The 14,818-nt window shown below is 71.0% G+C and carries 17 protein-coding genes; 6 read left to right on the forward strand and 11 right to left on the reverse strand.

The window, feature by feature from the left end:
- Positions 1-194 precede the first annotated feature (194 nt).
- On the forward strand, positions 195-458 hold the full coding sequence (locus ACZ5XZ_RS15790) for a hypothetical protein (RefSeq protein ID WP_468978125.1): 264 nt from the start codon (positions 195-197) through the stop codon (positions 456-458).
- Positions 459-527: 69 nt separating this feature from the next.
- Here the strand turns inward: ACZ5XZ_RS15790 and ACZ5XZ_RS15795 are convergent, their stop codons facing one another.
- From ACZ5XZ_RS15795 to ACZ5XZ_RS15810, 4 genes are all read right to left on the reverse strand, one after another.
- The gene (locus ACZ5XZ_RS15795) at positions 528-908 is read right to left on the reverse strand and encodes a VOC family protein (protein WP_468978127.1); all 381 of its coding nucleotides are present in this window, start codon (positions 906-908) and stop codon (positions 528-530) included.
- Positions 909-1,087: 179 nt separating this feature from the next.
- Positions 1,088-1,792 carry a LutC/YkgG family protein gene (locus ACZ5XZ_RS15800; protein ID WP_468978129.1) on the reverse strand — a complete coding sequence of 235 codons (705 nt, stop codon included), beginning with the start codon at positions 1,790-1,792 and terminating at the stop codon, positions 1,088-1,090.
- Positions 1,789-3,288, reverse strand: coding sequence for a lactate utilization protein B (locus ACZ5XZ_RS15805; RefSeq protein ID WP_468978131.1), 1,500 nt, complete (start codon positions 3,286-3,288; stop codon positions 1,789-1,791). The genes ACZ5XZ_RS15800 and ACZ5XZ_RS15805 overlap by 4 nt, the downstream gene beginning before the upstream one ends.
- Positions 3,285-4,037 carry a (Fe-S)-binding protein gene (locus ACZ5XZ_RS15810; RefSeq protein WP_468978134.1) on the reverse strand — a complete coding sequence of 251 codons (753 nt, stop codon included), beginning with the start codon at positions 4,035-4,037 and terminating at the stop codon, positions 3,285-3,287. Before ACZ5XZ_RS15810 ends, ACZ5XZ_RS15805 begins: the two co-directional genes overlap by 4 nt.
- Before the next feature lie 133 nt (positions 4,038-4,170).
- On the opposite strand from ACZ5XZ_RS15810, the gene ACZ5XZ_RS15815 reads away from it, so the two are divergent.
- Complete coding sequence (locus tag ACZ5XZ_RS15815) at positions 4,171-5,520, forward strand: MFS transporter (protein WP_468978136.1); 1,350 nt, start codon at positions 4,171-4,173, stop codon at positions 5,518-5,520.
- Between the two features lie 399 nt (positions 5,521-5,919).
- On the opposite strand, the gene ACZ5XZ_RS15820 is transcribed toward ACZ5XZ_RS15815, so the two are convergent.
- The 6 genes from ACZ5XZ_RS15820 to ACZ5XZ_RS15845 all read right to left on the reverse strand — a co-directional run bounded on the left by ACZ5XZ_RS15820 (position 5,920) and on the right by ACZ5XZ_RS15845 (position 11,515).
- Complete coding sequence (locus ACZ5XZ_RS15820) at positions 5,920-7,008, reverse strand: NAD(P)-binding domain-containing protein (protein WP_468978137.1); 1,089 nt, start codon at positions 7,006-7,008, stop codon at positions 5,920-5,922.
- A 66-nt stretch (positions 7,009-7,074) separates the two neighbouring features.
- Positions 7,075-8,280, reverse strand: a complete 1,206-nt coding sequence (locus ACZ5XZ_RS15825; protein WP_468978139.1) for an LLM class flavin-dependent oxidoreductase — start codon at positions 8,278-8,280, stop codon at positions 7,075-7,077.
- Positions 8,281-8,539: 259 nt separating this feature from the next.
- Positions 8,540-8,629 (reverse strand): putative leader peptide, encoded by a 90-nt coding sequence (locus tag ACZ5XZ_RS15830; RefSeq protein WP_468978140.1) that lies wholly within the window; start codon positions 8,627-8,629, stop codon positions 8,540-8,542.
- 222 nt (positions 8,630-8,851) lie between these two features.
- On the reverse strand, positions 8,852-9,502 hold the full coding sequence (locus ACZ5XZ_RS15835; protein ID WP_468978142.1) for a LuxR C-terminal-related transcriptional regulator: 651 nt from the start codon (positions 9,500-9,502) through the stop codon (positions 8,852-8,854).
- Positions 9,466-10,740, reverse strand: a complete 1,275-nt coding sequence (locus ACZ5XZ_RS15840) for a sensor histidine kinase (protein WP_468978145.1) — start codon at positions 10,738-10,740, stop codon at positions 9,466-9,468. The genes ACZ5XZ_RS15835 and ACZ5XZ_RS15840 overlap by 37 nt, the downstream gene beginning before the upstream one ends.
- Positions 10,730-11,515 (reverse strand): lysostaphin resistance A-like protein, encoded by a 786-nt coding sequence (locus ACZ5XZ_RS15845; RefSeq protein WP_468978147.1) that lies wholly within the window; start codon positions 11,513-11,515, stop codon positions 10,730-10,732. The genes ACZ5XZ_RS15840 and ACZ5XZ_RS15845 overlap by 11 nt, the downstream gene beginning before the upstream one ends.
- 200 nt (positions 11,516-11,715) lie before the next feature.
- Between ACZ5XZ_RS15845 and ACZ5XZ_RS15850 the strand changes: the two genes are divergently transcribed.
- From ACZ5XZ_RS15850 to ACZ5XZ_RS15860, 3 genes are all read left to right on the forward strand, one after another.
- Entirely contained in the window at positions 11,716-12,138 is a 423-nt protein-coding gene (locus ACZ5XZ_RS15850; protein ID WP_468978149.1) for a secondary thiamine-phosphate synthase enzyme YjbQ, read from the forward strand.
- A gap of 208 nt (positions 12,139-12,346) precedes the next feature.
- The gene (locus tag ACZ5XZ_RS15855; RefSeq protein WP_468978150.1) at positions 12,347-12,961 is read left to right on the forward strand and encodes a nucleotide-binding protein; all 615 of its coding nucleotides are present in this window, start codon (positions 12,347-12,349) and stop codon (positions 12,959-12,961) included.
- A complete protein-coding gene (locus tag ACZ5XZ_RS15860) occupies positions 12,958-13,206 on the forward strand; it encodes a hypothetical protein (protein WP_468978152.1) in 249 nt (82 codons plus the stop codon). The genes ACZ5XZ_RS15855 and ACZ5XZ_RS15860 overlap by 4 nt, the downstream gene beginning before the upstream one ends.
- 73 nt (positions 13,207-13,279) lie before the next feature.
- On the opposite strand, the gene ACZ5XZ_RS15865 is transcribed toward ACZ5XZ_RS15860, so the two are convergent.
- Complete coding sequence (locus tag ACZ5XZ_RS15865) at positions 13,280-13,870, reverse strand: ArsR/SmtB family transcription factor (RefSeq protein ID WP_468978154.1); 591 nt, start codon at positions 13,868-13,870, stop codon at positions 13,280-13,282.
- A gap of 57 nt (positions 13,871-13,927) precedes the next feature.
- On the opposite strand from ACZ5XZ_RS15865, the gene ACZ5XZ_RS15870 reads away from it, so the two are divergent.
- The gene (locus ACZ5XZ_RS15870) at positions 13,928-14,497 is read left to right on the forward strand and encodes a dienelactone hydrolase family protein (RefSeq protein WP_468978156.1); all 570 of its coding nucleotides are present in this window, start codon (positions 13,928-13,930) and stop codon (positions 14,495-14,497) included.
- Positions 14,498-14,818 lie beyond the last annotated feature (321 nt).

Consider the following 14,818-nt stretch of genomic DNA (forward strand, 5'->3'; position numbering starts at 1 on the left):
GACCCGCCGTACGGGCGCTGGTCCGATGGCATGTGTGCGCGGGGCCGGCCCTGTACGGCGCATGACGGGCAGGCAGCAAGGAGGACCGCCCGCGCAAGGGTCCAACGGGGTGATCTTTGTGGCGCTCTCCACATCGCGCAGACGGTGACGGGAAGTACACAGGCTGATCAATGTCTCGGCTCTGAGGAGGATTCATGCGTATCCGCACCACGCTCTTCGCAGTAACCCTGGCCACCGCCGCCCTGCTCGGCGGCGCGGGCACCGCCGCCGCCGACGCCAACCCGGACTACTCCACCCCCCGTTCGTCCTCCGGGGCGGACGTCTCCGACGCCCCCATGGGCAGAGAAGTGGTCGTGTCCGGTCGCGAGGGCGGGCGCGGTTCCGACGGCGCCTCCGGCCGCAAGATGGAGGACGAGTCCCCCGGCGGGCTGGTCGGCCGCCTCATGGGTGGCATGTGACGCGGACTGTCCGGGGCACCCATGGCCAGAGGCCGTGGGTGCCCCTAACGGTGACGGGCTCCGGCGGCCTCAGGCGTCGGGCGCGTACCAGCGGAGTTCGACGATGTTGCCGTCCGGGTCGCTGACATACAGGGACTGGCCGTCGCCACGGGCGCCGAAGCGCGGACCGGGCCCGTCGACGACCGTGAACTCGCCCGAGTCGACGACCTCCTGCCAGTCGAGGGGCTCGACGACCAGGCAGAGGTGGTCGACGTTGGAGCCCCCGCGGGGCCCCTCGACGAGGTCGATGATGGTGGTCGGGCTCACGCGCACGGAGGGGAAGGGCGCCTCGCCCGCGCGCCAGGCGTCCACGCGGACCGGCTCCAGACCGAGCTGCCCGCAGTAGAAGGCCAGCGATCGTTCGAGGTCGGCGACGTTCAGAACGAGGTGGTCGAAGGCGATGACGCGCATGGGGACTCCTGTGGAGACGCCGGGTCCCAGGGAGGGCCCGTCGGATGATCGAAAGCAAGGTACCGGGCGCCTCGGCGGGCACGCGATCGGCCGTTGGTCCTGGTCCGCCGGTCCTGGTCCGCCGGACGGAGGGGCAGGGGCCCTGACGGAGGGTCAGGAGCCCAGGGCTGTCCGATGCTTCAGGGCCGGAGAGGCGGGCTCTGGTGGACCGCTCCAGGCCCCGCCAGCAGGATCACCTCCAGTGTCCGCGGCCCGTGCACGCCCTCCACCCGGTCCAGTTCGATGTCGCTGGTGGCGGAGGGGCCGGAGATCCAGGTCTGCGGACGTCCGGGCACCAGCCGTTCCAGCGCCTCCGGCACCGAGCCGACGACCTGGTCCGGGACGCGGACGACACAGATGTGATGGTCGGGCACCAGCGTGATCCGCCGTCTTCCCTGGTCCGGGCCGGCGTCGAGAACGAGGGTGCCGGTCTCCGCGACGGCCACCGCACAGCCCGTCACCACACTGTCCACGGCGTCGAGTTCGCGGGGGGTGTCACTCGCGCGGTCGTCGACGAGGGTGACGCCGAAGTCGGCGGACGTCGCCGCCGCCAGCCATGCCGCCTCCAGCCCCGGCGGTGCCAGCACCGTCCGTGCCCCCCGCTCGGCCAGCAGCCGGCGGATCAGCGCCGGCAGGCCCCCGGGGTCGCTGCGGTGCACGATCGCCCGGTAGTCGGCGAGGTTCTCCGCGAGCAGATCGACACTCTGCGCGGTCGTACGGGACCCGTGCACCCGGTGGTAGTCGCGGACCACCGGCGGATCACCGAGGCCGGCCGTCCGCTGCCCGCGCGGCACATCCGCCAGTGCCCGGCGCACCCGCGCCAACACCACCTCCCGGCTGCTCACTTGGTCTCACCCCGCTCCCCGGATCCGTTCGGCGATGCTTCCCGGGTGCGCTGCCACCAGTCGCGGAAGGACTCGGCCGGCACCGCCGGCAGCTCGCGGGTCCTGGACCAGGCTCGGCCCGGCCCCGGCAGTCGCCGTGGATGGAGCCGCCGGGTGCGGGCCGCGAGCCGCATCCCGCCCCGCAGCGCGCCCGGGTGGTCGAACGCCCAGGCCGCCGCGCGCATCGCGGCCCGCTCCGCGGCATGCCCCCTGGCCGGTTTGAGCACGGCCCGTGTGCCGCCACGGGTGACCGGGCCGCCCTCCACCACCCGTTCGCGCAGGTGCACCAGCACCTCGGGGATGTCGATGGCGACCGGGCACACCTCGTAGCAGGCCCCGCACAGCGAGGAGGCGTACGGCAACGAGGCCTCCAACGGGCCCTGAATCCCGCGCAGTTGGGGGGTGAGGATGGCGCCGATCGGGCCCGGGTAGGGCGATCCGTACGCATGCCCGCCGGCCCGCTCGTACACCGGGCAGACGTTCAGGCAGGCCGAGCAGCGGATACAGCGCAGTGCCTGTCGTCCGACGGTGTCGGCCAGGGTGTCGGTGCGCCCGTTGTCGAGCAGTACGAGGTGGAAGGTCTGCGGCCCGTCCCCGTCCGTCGTGCCCGTCCAAGTGGAGGTGTAGGGGTTCATCCGCTCCGCGGTGGAGGAGCGCGGCAGCAGCTGGAGGAAGATCTCCAGGTCCTGCCAGGTCGGTACGACCTTCTCGATGCCGACCACGGAGATCAGGGTCTCGGGCAGGGTCAGACACATCCGTCCGTTGCCCTCGGACTCCACGACCACCAGCGTGCCGGTCTCGGCGACCATGAAGTTCGCGCCGGAGATCCCGACCTTGGCGGACAGGAACTTCTCCCGCAGATGCAGTCGCGCCGCCTCCGCCAGCTCGGCGGGGGAGTCGGACAGCCCCTCGGGCGCCGGGCGTCCCCAACTCGCCATCTCACGGCGGAAGATGTCGCGGATCTCGGAGCGGTTGCGGTGGATGGCCGGGACCAGGATGTGCGACGGCAGATCGTCGCCGAGCTGCACGATCAGCTCGGCCAGATCCGTCTCGTAGGCCCGGATGCCGGCCCTGGCCAGCGCCTCGTTCAGCCCGATCTCCTGTGTGGCCATCGACTTGACCTTGACCACCTCGCGCTCGCCGGTCTCCTGCACCAGCCCGGTGACGATCCGGTTGGCCTCCTCGGCGTCCGCCGCCCAGTGGACCCGGCCGCCCGCGGCGGTCACCGCGGCCTCCAGCTGCTCCAGATAGTGGTCGAGCCGGCGCAGCGTACGGTCCTTCACCGCGGCGCCCGCGGCCCGCAACTGCGGCCAGTCGTCCAGCTCGGCCACCGCCCCGGCCCGCTTGTCGCGGATGGTGCGGGTGGCATGGGTGAGGTTGGCGCGCAGCCGGGCGTCGCGGGTGGAGACCTCCGCGGCCCGGGGGAACGCCGGCATGCCCAGATACGTGCCGCTCACCACACGTTCCCTTCCGTGCTGGCCAGGATCTCGGCGATATGGACCGGGCGGACCGTCGAGCCCTGCCGGGCGAGGGTGCCGCCGATGTGCAACAGACAGGAGTTGTCGACGGTGCAGACCGCCTCGGCGCCGGTGCCGAGGACATGGCGGACCTTGTCCGCGCCCATCGCCGCCGACACCGCCGGATTCTTCACCGCGAAGGTGCCGCCGAAGCCGCAGCACTCCTCGGCGCCCGGCAGCTCCCGCAACTCAAGCCCTCCGACCTGCGCCAGCAGCCGCCGAGGCCGGTCGCCCAGCCCCAGCATCCGCAGACCGTGGCAGGTGGGGTGGTAGGTGACCGTATGTGGGTAATAGGCGCCGACGTCCTCGACCTTGAGCACATCCACCAGGAACTCGGTCAGCTCGTAGGTCTTGGGCACCGCGAGCGCCGCGGCCTCGGCCAGCTCCCGGCCGCGCCCCTCGGCTGCGGCCTTCGCCCCGATCCGCGGGTAGTTGTCCCGCACCATCGCCGCGCACGAACCGGACGGGGTGACGACGTACTCGTAGTCCCGGAACGCCCGGTCGAAGCGGCACACCAGCGGCTCGGTCGCGTGCCGGTACCCGGTGTTGAACTGCGGCTGGCCGCAGCAGCTCTGCTCGGCGGGGAAGCCGACGTCCACGCCCAGCCGCTCCAGCAGGGCCACCACCGCCCGGCCGGTCCGGGGATGGAGCAGGTCGTTGATGCAGGTGACGAACAGTGCTACCCGCACGTTGCCATCTCCTTTCGGTCTCCTTTCGGCCGCCACGGACTCTGGCGGACACCCGCCTCACCGGTACATGATCACCTGACGGCTCATCCTGCCCCAGCAGCGGGCCCAGGAGAAGAACCCGGAGCGGAGGACCATGTCGAGCGCCGAGCAGATCACCGAGGGCCGGACACCCGATGACGGTGCCCGCCCGCCGTCGCGGCTGCGGCAGCTGGCCGCCGCCTCCGTCGGCAACGCCGTCGAGTGGTACGACTGGTACGCCTACTCCTTCCTGGCGGTCTACTTCGCCGAGCAGGTCTTCCCCGAAGGCACCGGGAACTCCCTGGTGCCCCTGCTCTCGACGTTCGCCGTCTTCGCGGTCGGCTTCTTCATGCGGCCGGTCGGCGGGCTGCTGCTGGGCGCGGTCGCCGACCGGCGCGGCCGGCGGACCGCGCTGACCGTCACCATCCTGCTGATGGGCGCCGGCAGCCTGCTGGTCGCCGTCACGCCCACCTACGCGGCCACCGGAGTCCTGGCGCCCCTGGTCCTGGTCGTCGCGCGCCTGGTGCAGGGCCTGTCGGTGGGTGGTGAGTTCGCGGCGTCCTCGACCTTCCTCGTCGAATCGGCGGGGCCGGGGCGGCGCGGACTGTTCTCCAGCTTCCAGTACGTCTCCACGACCCTCGGCCAGCTGCTGGCCTCCGGGACCGCGGCGCTGCTGGCGGCCACGCTCACCGAGCGGGAGATGGGCCAGTGGGGCTGGCGGGTGGCGTTCCTCATCGGCGCGGTGCTGAGCCTGCTGGGACTGTGGATCCGGCGCGGTGCCCAGGAGACCCTTCCGCAGGCCCGCAGCTCCGCCGGAGCAGGAAAGACCCCGAGCGCCGGGCAGCGGGCCGCCGCCGAACGGCCCGGCCTCTTCGAGGCGCTGCGCCGCCACCCCCGCGAGTCCCTGCTGATCTGCGGCATCACCGCGGGCGGCACCATCGCCTACTACACCTGGACGACCTACCTCCCCACCTACGCGCAGGTCAACGCCGGCTTCGACAAGGGCGATTCGCTGACCGTGGGCACCCTCTCGCTCGCCTTCTTCGCGCTGCTCCAGCCGCTCGGGGGCATGCTCTCGGACCGCATCGGCCGCAAACCGCTGCTGCTCGGCTTCTCGCTGGGCTTCGCCGTCCTGGCGGTGCCGCTGCTGCACCTGGTCACCGACGCGTTCCTGTCGCTGCTGCTGGTGCAGTGTGCGGGAATGGTGCTGCTCACCGGGTACACCGCGATCGCCGCGGCCGTGAACGCCGAGGTGTTCCCCGCTCGGGTGCGGGCCGCCGGTATCGGCTTCCCGTACTCCCTGACCGTCGCCCTCTTCGGCGGCACCGCCCCCTATGTCGGGACCTGGTTCAAGCAGGCCGGCCACGCCGACCTCTTCCCCTGGTACGTGGCGGCGCTGTGCCTGGTGTCCTTCGTGGTGTATCTGACGCTGCCCGAGACCTCCCGGCGGAAGCTGGAGACCTGAGGCACGGCGGACACGCGGAGCGCCGCCCCTCCCGGGACAGGGAGGGGCGGCGCTCCTTTTGCTGCGAAGTCCGTCAGACGAGCCAACCAACGAGGTGGACGATGCCGGCGATCACGTTGGTGAGGATGTCGTTCATCTGGCTTGTGCTCCTTGGGAAAGTCGTGCGTTGTGGGACCAACTCTCCGGCCCAGCAAGGGATATCGACCGGAGGCGCCGTGACGGTCTGCAGCCCGCCGCTTGCGCCCCGTAAGCATCACCTGACGCGTTGTTCCCACGGAACCCCTTCCGGTATCGATCACGCTTTCCGGCGAACACTCGTTCCCGCGTTCGTTTTCGATCATGTAAACGTGTGAAGTCCGAACTGGTGGCGGAACCCTGCACCGTTCCGTCTGGTGCCGGTCACCCGGCGGCCACCGCCGGCTCACGCGCCAGCAGCCGGCGGATGTCCCGTACCGCGGCCCGGCCCGCCCGGTTGGCGCCGATGGTGCTCGCCGACGGCCCGTAACCCACCAGGTGCACCCGGGCGTCGCGCACCGCACGGGTGCCCGCCACGCGTATGCCGCCGCCCGGCTCGCGCAGCTTCAGCGGGGCGAGATGGTCGATGGCGGCGCGGAACCCGGTCCCGTACAAGATCGTGTCGGCCTCGACCGAGCGCCCGTCGCTCCAGCTCACCCCGCTGGGCGTGATCCGCTCGAAGAGCGGCAGCCGCTGCAGCACACCGCTCTCGCGGGCCCGCCGGATCGCGTCCGTCATCGGCAACCCGGTCACGCTCACCACGCTCCGCGGCGGCAGCCCCTGCCTGACCCGCTCCTCGACCAGGGCGACCGCGGCCCGGCCCTCGGCCTCGCCGAACGAGCCCTCGCGGAAGACCGGCGGCCGACGCGTCACCCACGTCGTGGCCGCCGCCACGGGAGCGATCTCCAGCAACTGCTGTACGGCCGAGGTCCCGCCGCCCACCACCACGACCCGCGCCCCGCGGAACCCCTCCGGCCCGGCGTACTGGGAACTGTGCAACTGCCGCCCGCCGAACGTCTCCTGCCCGGGGAGCCGCGGCCAGAACGGCCGGTCCCACGTACCGGTGGCATTGATCAGCGCCCGCGCCGCATACGTCCCCTGCGACGTCTCCACGAGCAGCCGCCCGTCCTCGCCCTCCCGTACCGCCAGCACGCTCACCGGCCGGTGCACCCGCAGCCCGAAGGTCTGCTCGTAGCTGTCGAAGTACGCGCCGATCACCTCGGACGACGGCCGTCGCGGATCGGCGTCGGTCAGCTCCATCCCCGGCAGCGCGTGCATGCCGTGCACCTTGTCGTACGTCAGCGTCGGCCACCGGAACTGCCAGGCACCGCCGGGCCGCGGAGAGTGATCGAGCACCACGAACTCCCGGTCCGGTGCGTACCCCGCCCGCCGCAGATGGAAGGCCGCGGCCAGACCCGCCTGCCCGGCCCCGACCACCACGACCTCGACCGTCCGCACCCCGGTGTAGTTCATGCTTCTACCAACCGGGGGAGGGGGTGATCTCTTCCCGGACTCCCCGGGCGCGTGTTCCGCCCCGCCTCAGCGCCCCCCGGTGATCAACAGTGGCGCACCGCCCGGCGCGGACGCCGGCCGGCCGTTGGCAACCGGTACGCCCGCCAGCGGCGACGGCCCGGCCTCCAGCAGCCCACGGGCGGCGAGCTCCGGCCGTACGCCCTCACCGAACCAGTACGCCTCCTCCAGGTGCGGATACCCGGACAGTACGAAGTGTTCGACGCCCAGGGCGTGGTACTCCTCGATCCGGTCGGCCACCTCGGCATGGCTGCCGACCAGAGCCGTGCCCGCGCCCCCGCGCACCAGCCCCACCCCCGCCCACAGATTGGGCGAGATCTCCAGCCGGTCGCGCGAGCCGCCGTGCAGCGCGAGCATCCGCTGCTGACCCACCGACTCGCTCCTGCCCAGCGCCTGCTGGGCGGCCGCGACCGTCTGCGGATCCAGGTCGTCCAGCAGCCGCCCGGCGGTCGCCCAGGCCTCCTTCGACGAGTCCCGCGAGATCGTATGCAGCCGGATCCCGAACCGGACCGTACGGCCCTCCTTCTCCGCCAGCCCCCGGATCCAGTCGATCTTCTCCTTCACCTGCTCGGGCGGCTCACCCCACGTCAGATACACCTCCACGTTCCGGGCGGCGACCGGCCCCGCGGCCGCGGACGACCCACCGAAGAAGATCTGCGGCAGCGGGTCCGGCGGCAGCGCCGTCAGCCCGCCCTGCACCTGATAGTGCTCGCCCTGGAAGTCGAACGGCTCACCGCTCCAGACACCCCGTACGACCTGCAGAAACTCATCCGTACGGGCATAGCGGCGATCGTGGTCGAGATGATCGCCGAACCGCTTCTGCTCGGTCGAGTCACCGCCGGTGACCACATTCAGCAGCAGCCGCCCGCGCGAGATCCGCTGATAGGTCGCGGCCATCTGCGCGGCCAGCACCGGCGAGATCACCCCCGGCCGGAACGCGACCAGGAACTTCAGCCGCTCGGTGACCTGGGTGAGCGCGACCGTCGTCAGCCAGGCGTCCTCGCACCACGTCCCGGTCGGCGTGAGCACCGCCTCGAATCCCAACTGCTCCGCGGCCTTGGCTATTTGGGCCAGATACTCGATGTCCGGAGCCCGTACCCCGCTCACCGGGGTGATGCGGTCCCGCCGGATGCCGCCGTCGGTGTAGGCGTGCCGGTCGACGAGCGTCCGCCCGTCGCCGCCGGTCGGCAGAAACCAGTGCAGGTGTACGGACATCACTCGGCCTTTCCGTAGGTACGCGGCGCCGTGGTCGACGGCGCCAGATCACCGTTGAAGCGGGGGGGGGTAGGGAGAAAGGGAAGGAAGGAAGAAAGGAAGGAAGGGCACGCAGGAGAGAGGGCCGTCCGGTGAGCAACACAACCCCGGCGCAACGCACTTCAGCGCAACAGAAACCCGTGCGCCGACTCAAACGCGCGCAATGGAGAGCAGGCCGGAACGGAGGTGGCCCGCAGTTTCGAAAATCAGCGCCGGGACATCAGCACGCGCCGCCGCGACGACACGCGGCGGACGCCACCCGCACCAGGTCGATATGACCGCGCGTGGTGAGCAGGGCTGAAGGAGGCATGTCGCCGAACGTAGCGGTGCCGTCCGAGACGGGTCAAACGCCGTCTCGACCACCGGACCTTTGTTGCCGGAGCATGGAGGGAGCATGGAAGGAACATGGCTTCGCCATTGCGGGAGACGTCTGCCGCGCTTGGTTTCCCCGCCAGCGGATACCGCTGGACTACTGGACTACCCGGCAGCAGTTACTGCTCGATTCGGACGAACCCACGGCGCGCGCCCGAGTTCAGCTCCTGAGATAGGCCAGAACGGCCAGCACTCTGCGATTGTCGTCCGTCGACGGGCCGATCCGGAGCTTGGTGAAGATGCCGGCGGTGTGCTTGGCGACGGCGCTCTCGCTGATGTGCAGACCACTGGCGATCGCGGCGTTCGACCTGCCCTCCGCCATCAGCTCCAGCACGTCGCGCTCACGTGGCGTCAGGCTCCCGATCGTGCCGCGGGCGTCGCCGCGCGACAGCAGGCGGGAGATGACCTGCGGGTCCATCACCGTGCCGCCGGCGGCGACGCACCGCACCGCGTCGACGAACTGCTCGGTGTGGGTGACCCGGTCCTTGAGCAGATACCCGACGGCTCCCTCCCCTCCGGCCAGCAACTCGTGGGCGTAGAGCTGCTCGACGTACTGGGAGAGGACGAGGACGGGCAGGCCCGGGCGCCGGCGACGGGCTTCCAGAGCCACCTGTAGGCCCTCGTCGGTGAAGGTCGGTGGCAGCCGCACGTCCACCACCGCGACGTCCGGTGCCGCGTCACCCTCGTCGAGCAGCGCGCGCAGGAGGGACGGGCCGTTGTCCACCGCCACGACCTCGCAGCCGTGCTCCCGGAGTGTGCGGGTCAGCCCGTCCCTCAGCAGGAAGAGGTCTTCGGCGAGGACAACGCGCACGGAATCTCCATCGTCACGGTGGTCGGTCCGCCCTGCGGGCTGTGCAGGGCGAGAGTGCCATCGAAGGTATCCAACCGCTGTCGCACGCCGGCCAGTCCGGTGCCCCGGGAGAGGTCGGCGCCCCCGTGACCGTCGTCGGTGACGACGATGCGCAACCGGTCGTCCTCGTGCGTCAGGGCTATGTGGACCTCGCGGGCTCCGGAGTGCTTCGCCGCGTTCGTCAGCGCCTCGCCCACCGCGAAGTAGGCCGCGGACTCCACGGGCGCCGGGTGCCGGCCCGGCAGCCGCGCCGCGACATGGACGTCGAGGAAGCTGTCGAGCGCCAGCGACCGGACCGCGTCGCCGAGGCCGCGGTCGGCGAGGACCGGCGGGTGGATGCCGTGGACCAGGTCGCGCAGGTCCTGCAAGGCCCGCTCGGATGTACTGCGGACCTCCAGCAGGAGCTCGCGTGCCGCCGCCGGGTCCGTCTCCAGCAGGCGGGTGGCCCGGTCCAGTGTCATCCCCAGGGCGACCAGCCGGGCCTGCGCGCCGTCGTGCAGGTCGCGTTCGACGCGCCGCAGCTCGGCGGCAAGGGTGTCCAGGGCTCTGCCGCGGGTGTCGGTGAGCCGCTCGATCCGCCGGGTGAGCTGCGTGCTGCGCGGCGCCGACAGCAGCGGCCGGCTCACCCGGGCGTGCAAGCGGAGCACGGCGGGGGTGGCGAGCAGGCCGGCGGCCATGAAGGCGAGCCCCAGCAGCAGCGCGGCGAGCATGGTCCCGGTGGTGTGCACCGGGACGAACGCGTACCAGTTGCCGTCGTCGATGAGCCGCCACACGAAAGGCTGCACCAGCGCGCCGAACGCCCCGTACTCGACCAGGGCGAGGGGGACGGCCACCAGGAGCCCGCCGGTCACCGGCTCCCACCACGCCCACCCGACGTCACGCCAGAACCCCTCGTCGGCGAGGATCGCCCCCGACCTCTTGCGGGCGTTCGCACCAGGGTCGGCGGGCAGCGGCCCGGGCGGGTCGATCCGGACGTCCGTCCAGCGGGCGGTGCGCGAGCGGGAGCGGTCGGACAGCGCGCGCAGGGCTCGCGCGGCAGGCGGCAGCAGCCGGAAGCCGATGCCCACCGGCAACAGCAGCAGCGCCAGTACCACCAACGAACCGGCCGCCGACGCCGCGAGCGCATGCAGGCTCGCCAACTGGCACCGGCCGAGGGCGATACCGGCGCGGGTGACGACCTCGCGCGGCTTAGCGAACATCTTCCATGATCGCGGTGAGCTTAGCCGGTGCCGCCGCCGTCGCCCACCCCCGCCCGGCGCTCAGCCACGTCCACCCGACCGCCGCCGTCAGACACGAGACGCCGAACAGCACCATGGGGAGCACCGCGCCGGACTCCTCGTCCATGAACAGCAGCATGCCGAGGTTGATCAGCGCGTGGAAGCACCCCGCGAACAGCAGCCTGGAAGCCCGCGCTCCTTCGAGGGCCCACCCCATCACCACCGACATGGACACCGCCGCCACCAGGAACGCCCCCGCGTACACGGGGTGTTGCGCGAAAACCTGGACGTGCCAGACGCCCCACCCGACGCCTACCGCGACCGAGGACGCAAGGGACCCGAAACGCGTGCGCAGCAACGGCTGCAAGAAGCAGCGCCACCCGATCTCCTCCCCGCACGCGCCGATCAACTGCGCCGAGGCGATCAGCGCGAACGGGGCATCCGGACGCGTGAACCGCACGTCCCCGCTGAACGCCGCGTACGCGCCGGCACTCACCGCGATGATCAGCGGCGCCGTCACGATCAGCAGCGCCCCATGGCCGCCGCCCCGCCGACCGCTCGTGAACAGCGTCCGTACGCGCCCCGGCCACAGCATCGCGGCGACCCCCACCCCGAGGGCGGGACCGAACTGCGTCAGCTGGATCACCTCGACGGGTATCCCCGTCGCGGGCTGGACCGCGCCCAGCACACCGGCTGCCAGGAAGGTGACGGCGAGGAACGAGGCCATCGCCCTGATGTCCACAGGTGTCATTCGCATGGCACCGACGATGCCGCCTCACGGGGCTGTCGCCATTGGCCCTGCCTGCCGGGCAGGGGTGTACCTGGGTACACCTGGGTACACCTGCGTACGTCTGCGTACTCCTGGGTTCACCCCTGCCCACCGCCACCGGCCCCCATCAGGACCCACCCGGTCGAGTCGCCTCTCACAGGCCCCGTCGACTCTGAGAAAGTCCCTCCATGGCTGAGACCTTCACGACACGAGAGATCGACGTACGGACCGGCTCCCGCGAGACGGTCCACGACCTGACCCGGGAGTGCGCGTCCTTCCTGCGGGACGTGGCCCAGGGACGTGACGGGCTGCTGAACGTCTTCACCCCCCACGCCACAACGGGCGTCGCGCTGGTGGAGACCGGCGCCGGCAGCGACGAGGACCTGCTGGCCGCCCTCGGCGACCTCCTCCCGTCGGACGACCGCTGGCAGCACAAGCACGGAACCCCCGGCCACGGCCGTGACCACGTGCTCCCCGCCCTCGTACCCCCGCACGCCACACTGCCCGTCATCGGGGGAGAGCTGGCCCTGGGCACTTGGCAGTCGGTCTGCCTGGTCGACACCAACGTCGACAACCCGAATCGGCGGGTGCGGCTGAGCTTTCTCGGTTAGGACACCGGCTTCCCCGACGGGCTCGCCGTCGATCCGGCGCGGGGCAAAAAGCGCAGCCGGTGGTGCGCACTGTCGGCCGCGACCACAACCGGGTGTCCGTCGTTTCTCACTGCTTACGGGTGAACCACGAAGCCGCGCCCTCGCGCCGACCGAGAATGGACAATAACGACCGTTATTGTCGGCTCTTGTGTCTTTGAGCTGTGCGTTTGTGAACCTCAAACCCGGCGTCGGAAAGACGACGAGTGCTGTGTGGCTGGCCCATGCGTTTCATGAGTCGGGCCTGTCGCCGCTACTGGTCGACGGTGACCCGGCCGCTTCCGCGCTGCGCTGGAGCGAGCTGGCCGGTGGCTTTCCGTTTCCGGTGATCGCCCTGCCGGTGGGGGACGTCCACCGGCGCGTGAACGACTTCCTCGGCAACCGGCAGGCCGTCGTGCTCGATGCGCCCCAGCTGGAGGACCATCCCCGCATCACCCGCAGCATCATGAGGTACGCCGGTGAGTGGATCGTGCCCGTGACCCCCGCCCCCATCGAACTGGACCGGATGGCACCCATCCGCGGCGAGATGGCGGACGTGCAGTCCCTGCGTGCCGAACCGGCCCGCACGGCGGTGCTGCTCAATCGCACCAACCGCGCCGATGCCACGCGCACCGGGCCCGATGCCGACGCTCGCGAGGCACTCACCGAGCGGGGTTTCGAAGTGCTGGACACCCAGATCGCGCGGCTCGACCTGTACTCCCAGTCATTCGGGAACCCGGTCCAGGCCAAGGGCTCGGCGTACATGGACTTCGCAGAGGAACTGATCAAGCGTCAGGACGAGGTATGAGCCAGCGCAAGGACAACTACCGCGCGGCATTGCAGCGCGAGCAGGACGTCTCCGCACCCCGGCCCACCAAGGTCACCACACTTCAGAGCAGATACATCCGGGTGACCCTCGAGGTGGATCCCGACCTCCAAGGCGATCTGACGCGATGGGTGGGACGACCGGTCTCCTCGGTGGTGCTCGCCGGCACGGGCGTCCTGCGCGCCCTGGCCGCCACCGTGGGCAGGGTGTCTCGGCCCGGAGGCTGAGCTGCTGGACCGGCATCTGCAACCACCTGTCCTCGCGACTGCGGACGCCATGACCTGCGATACAGGCTAGGCCCTAGTCCGGGCCCTTTGCCGCAGACTCGGCCTCTGGCAGTGCCGGGTAGTCGGTCGGGTAGAGCCCGGCCGCGAAGCCGTACACCACATCGCCTCCGCGCGGCAGTTGCGCGTAGTCGTTGGCGAGTTCCAGGACTCGCGCCCAGAACTCGAGGGCCTGCTCCCGCGGGATCCGCACGTGCCGCACGATCGAGGAAAGTTGATCCGCCTGATGTGCGGGGGCCGACTCGGTCGCGGCCGTGGCGAGATCGTTGTTGCAGTACGGCGTGGCGTCCGCGTCGGTCGGGCTGACCGTGCCCACGCGGAAGATGCGCGCGGTACGGCCGTAGTAGCGCTCGTCGATGGCCCGCACCCGGCGGGTCCGCACGACCTTCAGCAGCCGGGCATCCACCAGGACGCTCACGTGGTGCGCGACCGTGCTCTTCGGGCGGTCGAGTGCGGCGGCCAGTTCGCTCACGGTCGCGGCGCGTTCGAGGAGCAGCTCGAGGATGGCGTCACGCAGCGGGCTGGCCAGCGCGCGGAGCTGGGCCGGGGCTGCCACGTCCGTGACGTCGGCAAGGTCGTAGTCGGGCAGGCGGGTATTGTTCGACACCTCTCGATTATTCTAAAGTTCCGGATCATTCGCTACCCACAAGCGAGGGGTTCGGGCATGACAGAGGTTGCACTGTTCCATCACGCGCAGGGGCTGACTCCCGGAGTCGCCGCCTTCGCCGACGAACTCCGCACGGCCGGCCACACCGTCCACACGCCCGATCTCTTCGACGGACGTACCTTCGGCTCCCTTGAGCAGGGCCTGGGCCACGTCGAGCGGATCGGCTTCGGCGAGATCACCGAGCGCGGCGTCCGTGCGGCCGAACACCTGCCGCAGGACACCGTTTACGTCGGCTTCTCGCTCGGTGTGCTGCCCGCCCAGAAGCTGGCGCAGACACGGCCGGGCGCACGGGGCGCGCTGCTGTTCCACGCCTGTATCCCCGTGTCGGAGTACGGCGCGGCTTGGCCTCACGGTGTGCCGGTACAGGTGCATGCGAAGGAAGCCGATGCGTTCTTCGCCGAGGACATCGACGCTGCCCGTGCGCTCGTCTCCGACTGCGCTGACGCGGAGATGTTCCTCTACCCCGGAGACCAGCACTTGTTCGCGGACAGTTCGCTGCCTTCCTACGACCCGGACGCCGCCAAGCTCCTGACCCGGCGGGCGATCGAGTTCCTCGGCTCGCGGTAGGTCGGGTCCGGACAGCCCTTAGGGCCTGTCCGATGGGTCATGGCCGGGTCCGCGGCGTCTGGCACGGCACCTCGCGGCGTTGCCGAAACGTCCCGATAGCTCCGCTATCGAGACGCTCCGGCGCCTTGCGATGCACCGCACCAGACGCCGCGGCCTTTCCGACCCTGACTCATCGGACAGGCCCTAGGCCAGAGGCGAAGGGACGCGTTCGCTGTCGACCAACCGGGCAAGCCGGGGGTCGGCAGGGCGTAGTGCCGCACCAGGGGCGCATCGGTACAGCTCGGGCCTGGCGAGGGGGTGGGGTGGGCCGGATATCGCCGC

It is taken from the genome of Streptomyces sp. NPDC033270 (genome assembly GCF_055576575.1).

Excerpts from the sequence above, each read along its gene's own strand:
- ACZ5XZ_RS15790 (WP_468978125.1), top strand. The coding sequence starts at position 195 with ATGCGTATCCGCACCACGCTCTTCGCAGTAACCCTGGCCACCGCCGCC.
- ACZ5XZ_RS15795 (WP_468978127.1), bottom strand. The coding sequence starts at position 908 with ATGCGCGTCATCGCCTTCGACCACCTCGTTCTGAACGTCGCCGACCTC.
- ACZ5XZ_RS15815 (WP_468978136.1), top strand. The coding sequence starts at position 4,171 with ATGTCGAGCGCCGAGCAGATCACCGAGGGCCGGACACCCGATGACGGT.
- ACZ5XZ_RS15820 (WP_468978137.1), bottom strand. The coding sequence starts at position 7,008 with ATGAACTACACCGGGGTGCGGACGGTCGAGGTCGTGGTGGTCGGGGCC.
- ACZ5XZ_RS15825 (WP_468978139.1), bottom strand. The coding sequence starts at position 8,280 with ATGTCCGTACACCTGCACTGGTTTCTGCCGACCGGCGGCGACGGGCGG.
- ACZ5XZ_RS15830 (WP_468978140.1), bottom strand. The coding sequence starts at position 8,629 with ATGCCTCCTTCAGCCCTGCTCACCACGCGCGGTCATATCGACCTGGTG.
- ACZ5XZ_RS15840 (WP_468978145.1), bottom strand. The coding sequence starts at position 10,740 with ATGTTCGCTAAGCCGCGCGAGGTCGTCACCCGCGCCGGTATCGCCCTC.
- ACZ5XZ_RS15845 (WP_468978147.1), bottom strand. The coding sequence starts at position 11,515 with ATGCGAATGACACCTGTGGACATCAGGGCGATGGCCTCGTTCCTCGCC.
- ACZ5XZ_RS15850 (WP_468978149.1), top strand. The coding sequence starts at position 11,716 with ATGGCTGAGACCTTCACGACACGAGAGATCGACGTACGGACCGGCTCC.
- ACZ5XZ_RS15860 (WP_468978152.1), top strand. The coding sequence starts at position 12,958 with ATGAGCCAGCGCAAGGACAACTACCGCGCGGCATTGCAGCGCGAGCAG.
- ACZ5XZ_RS15870 (WP_468978156.1), top strand. The coding sequence starts at position 13,928 with ATGACAGAGGTTGCACTGTTCCATCACGCGCAGGGGCTGACTCCCGGA.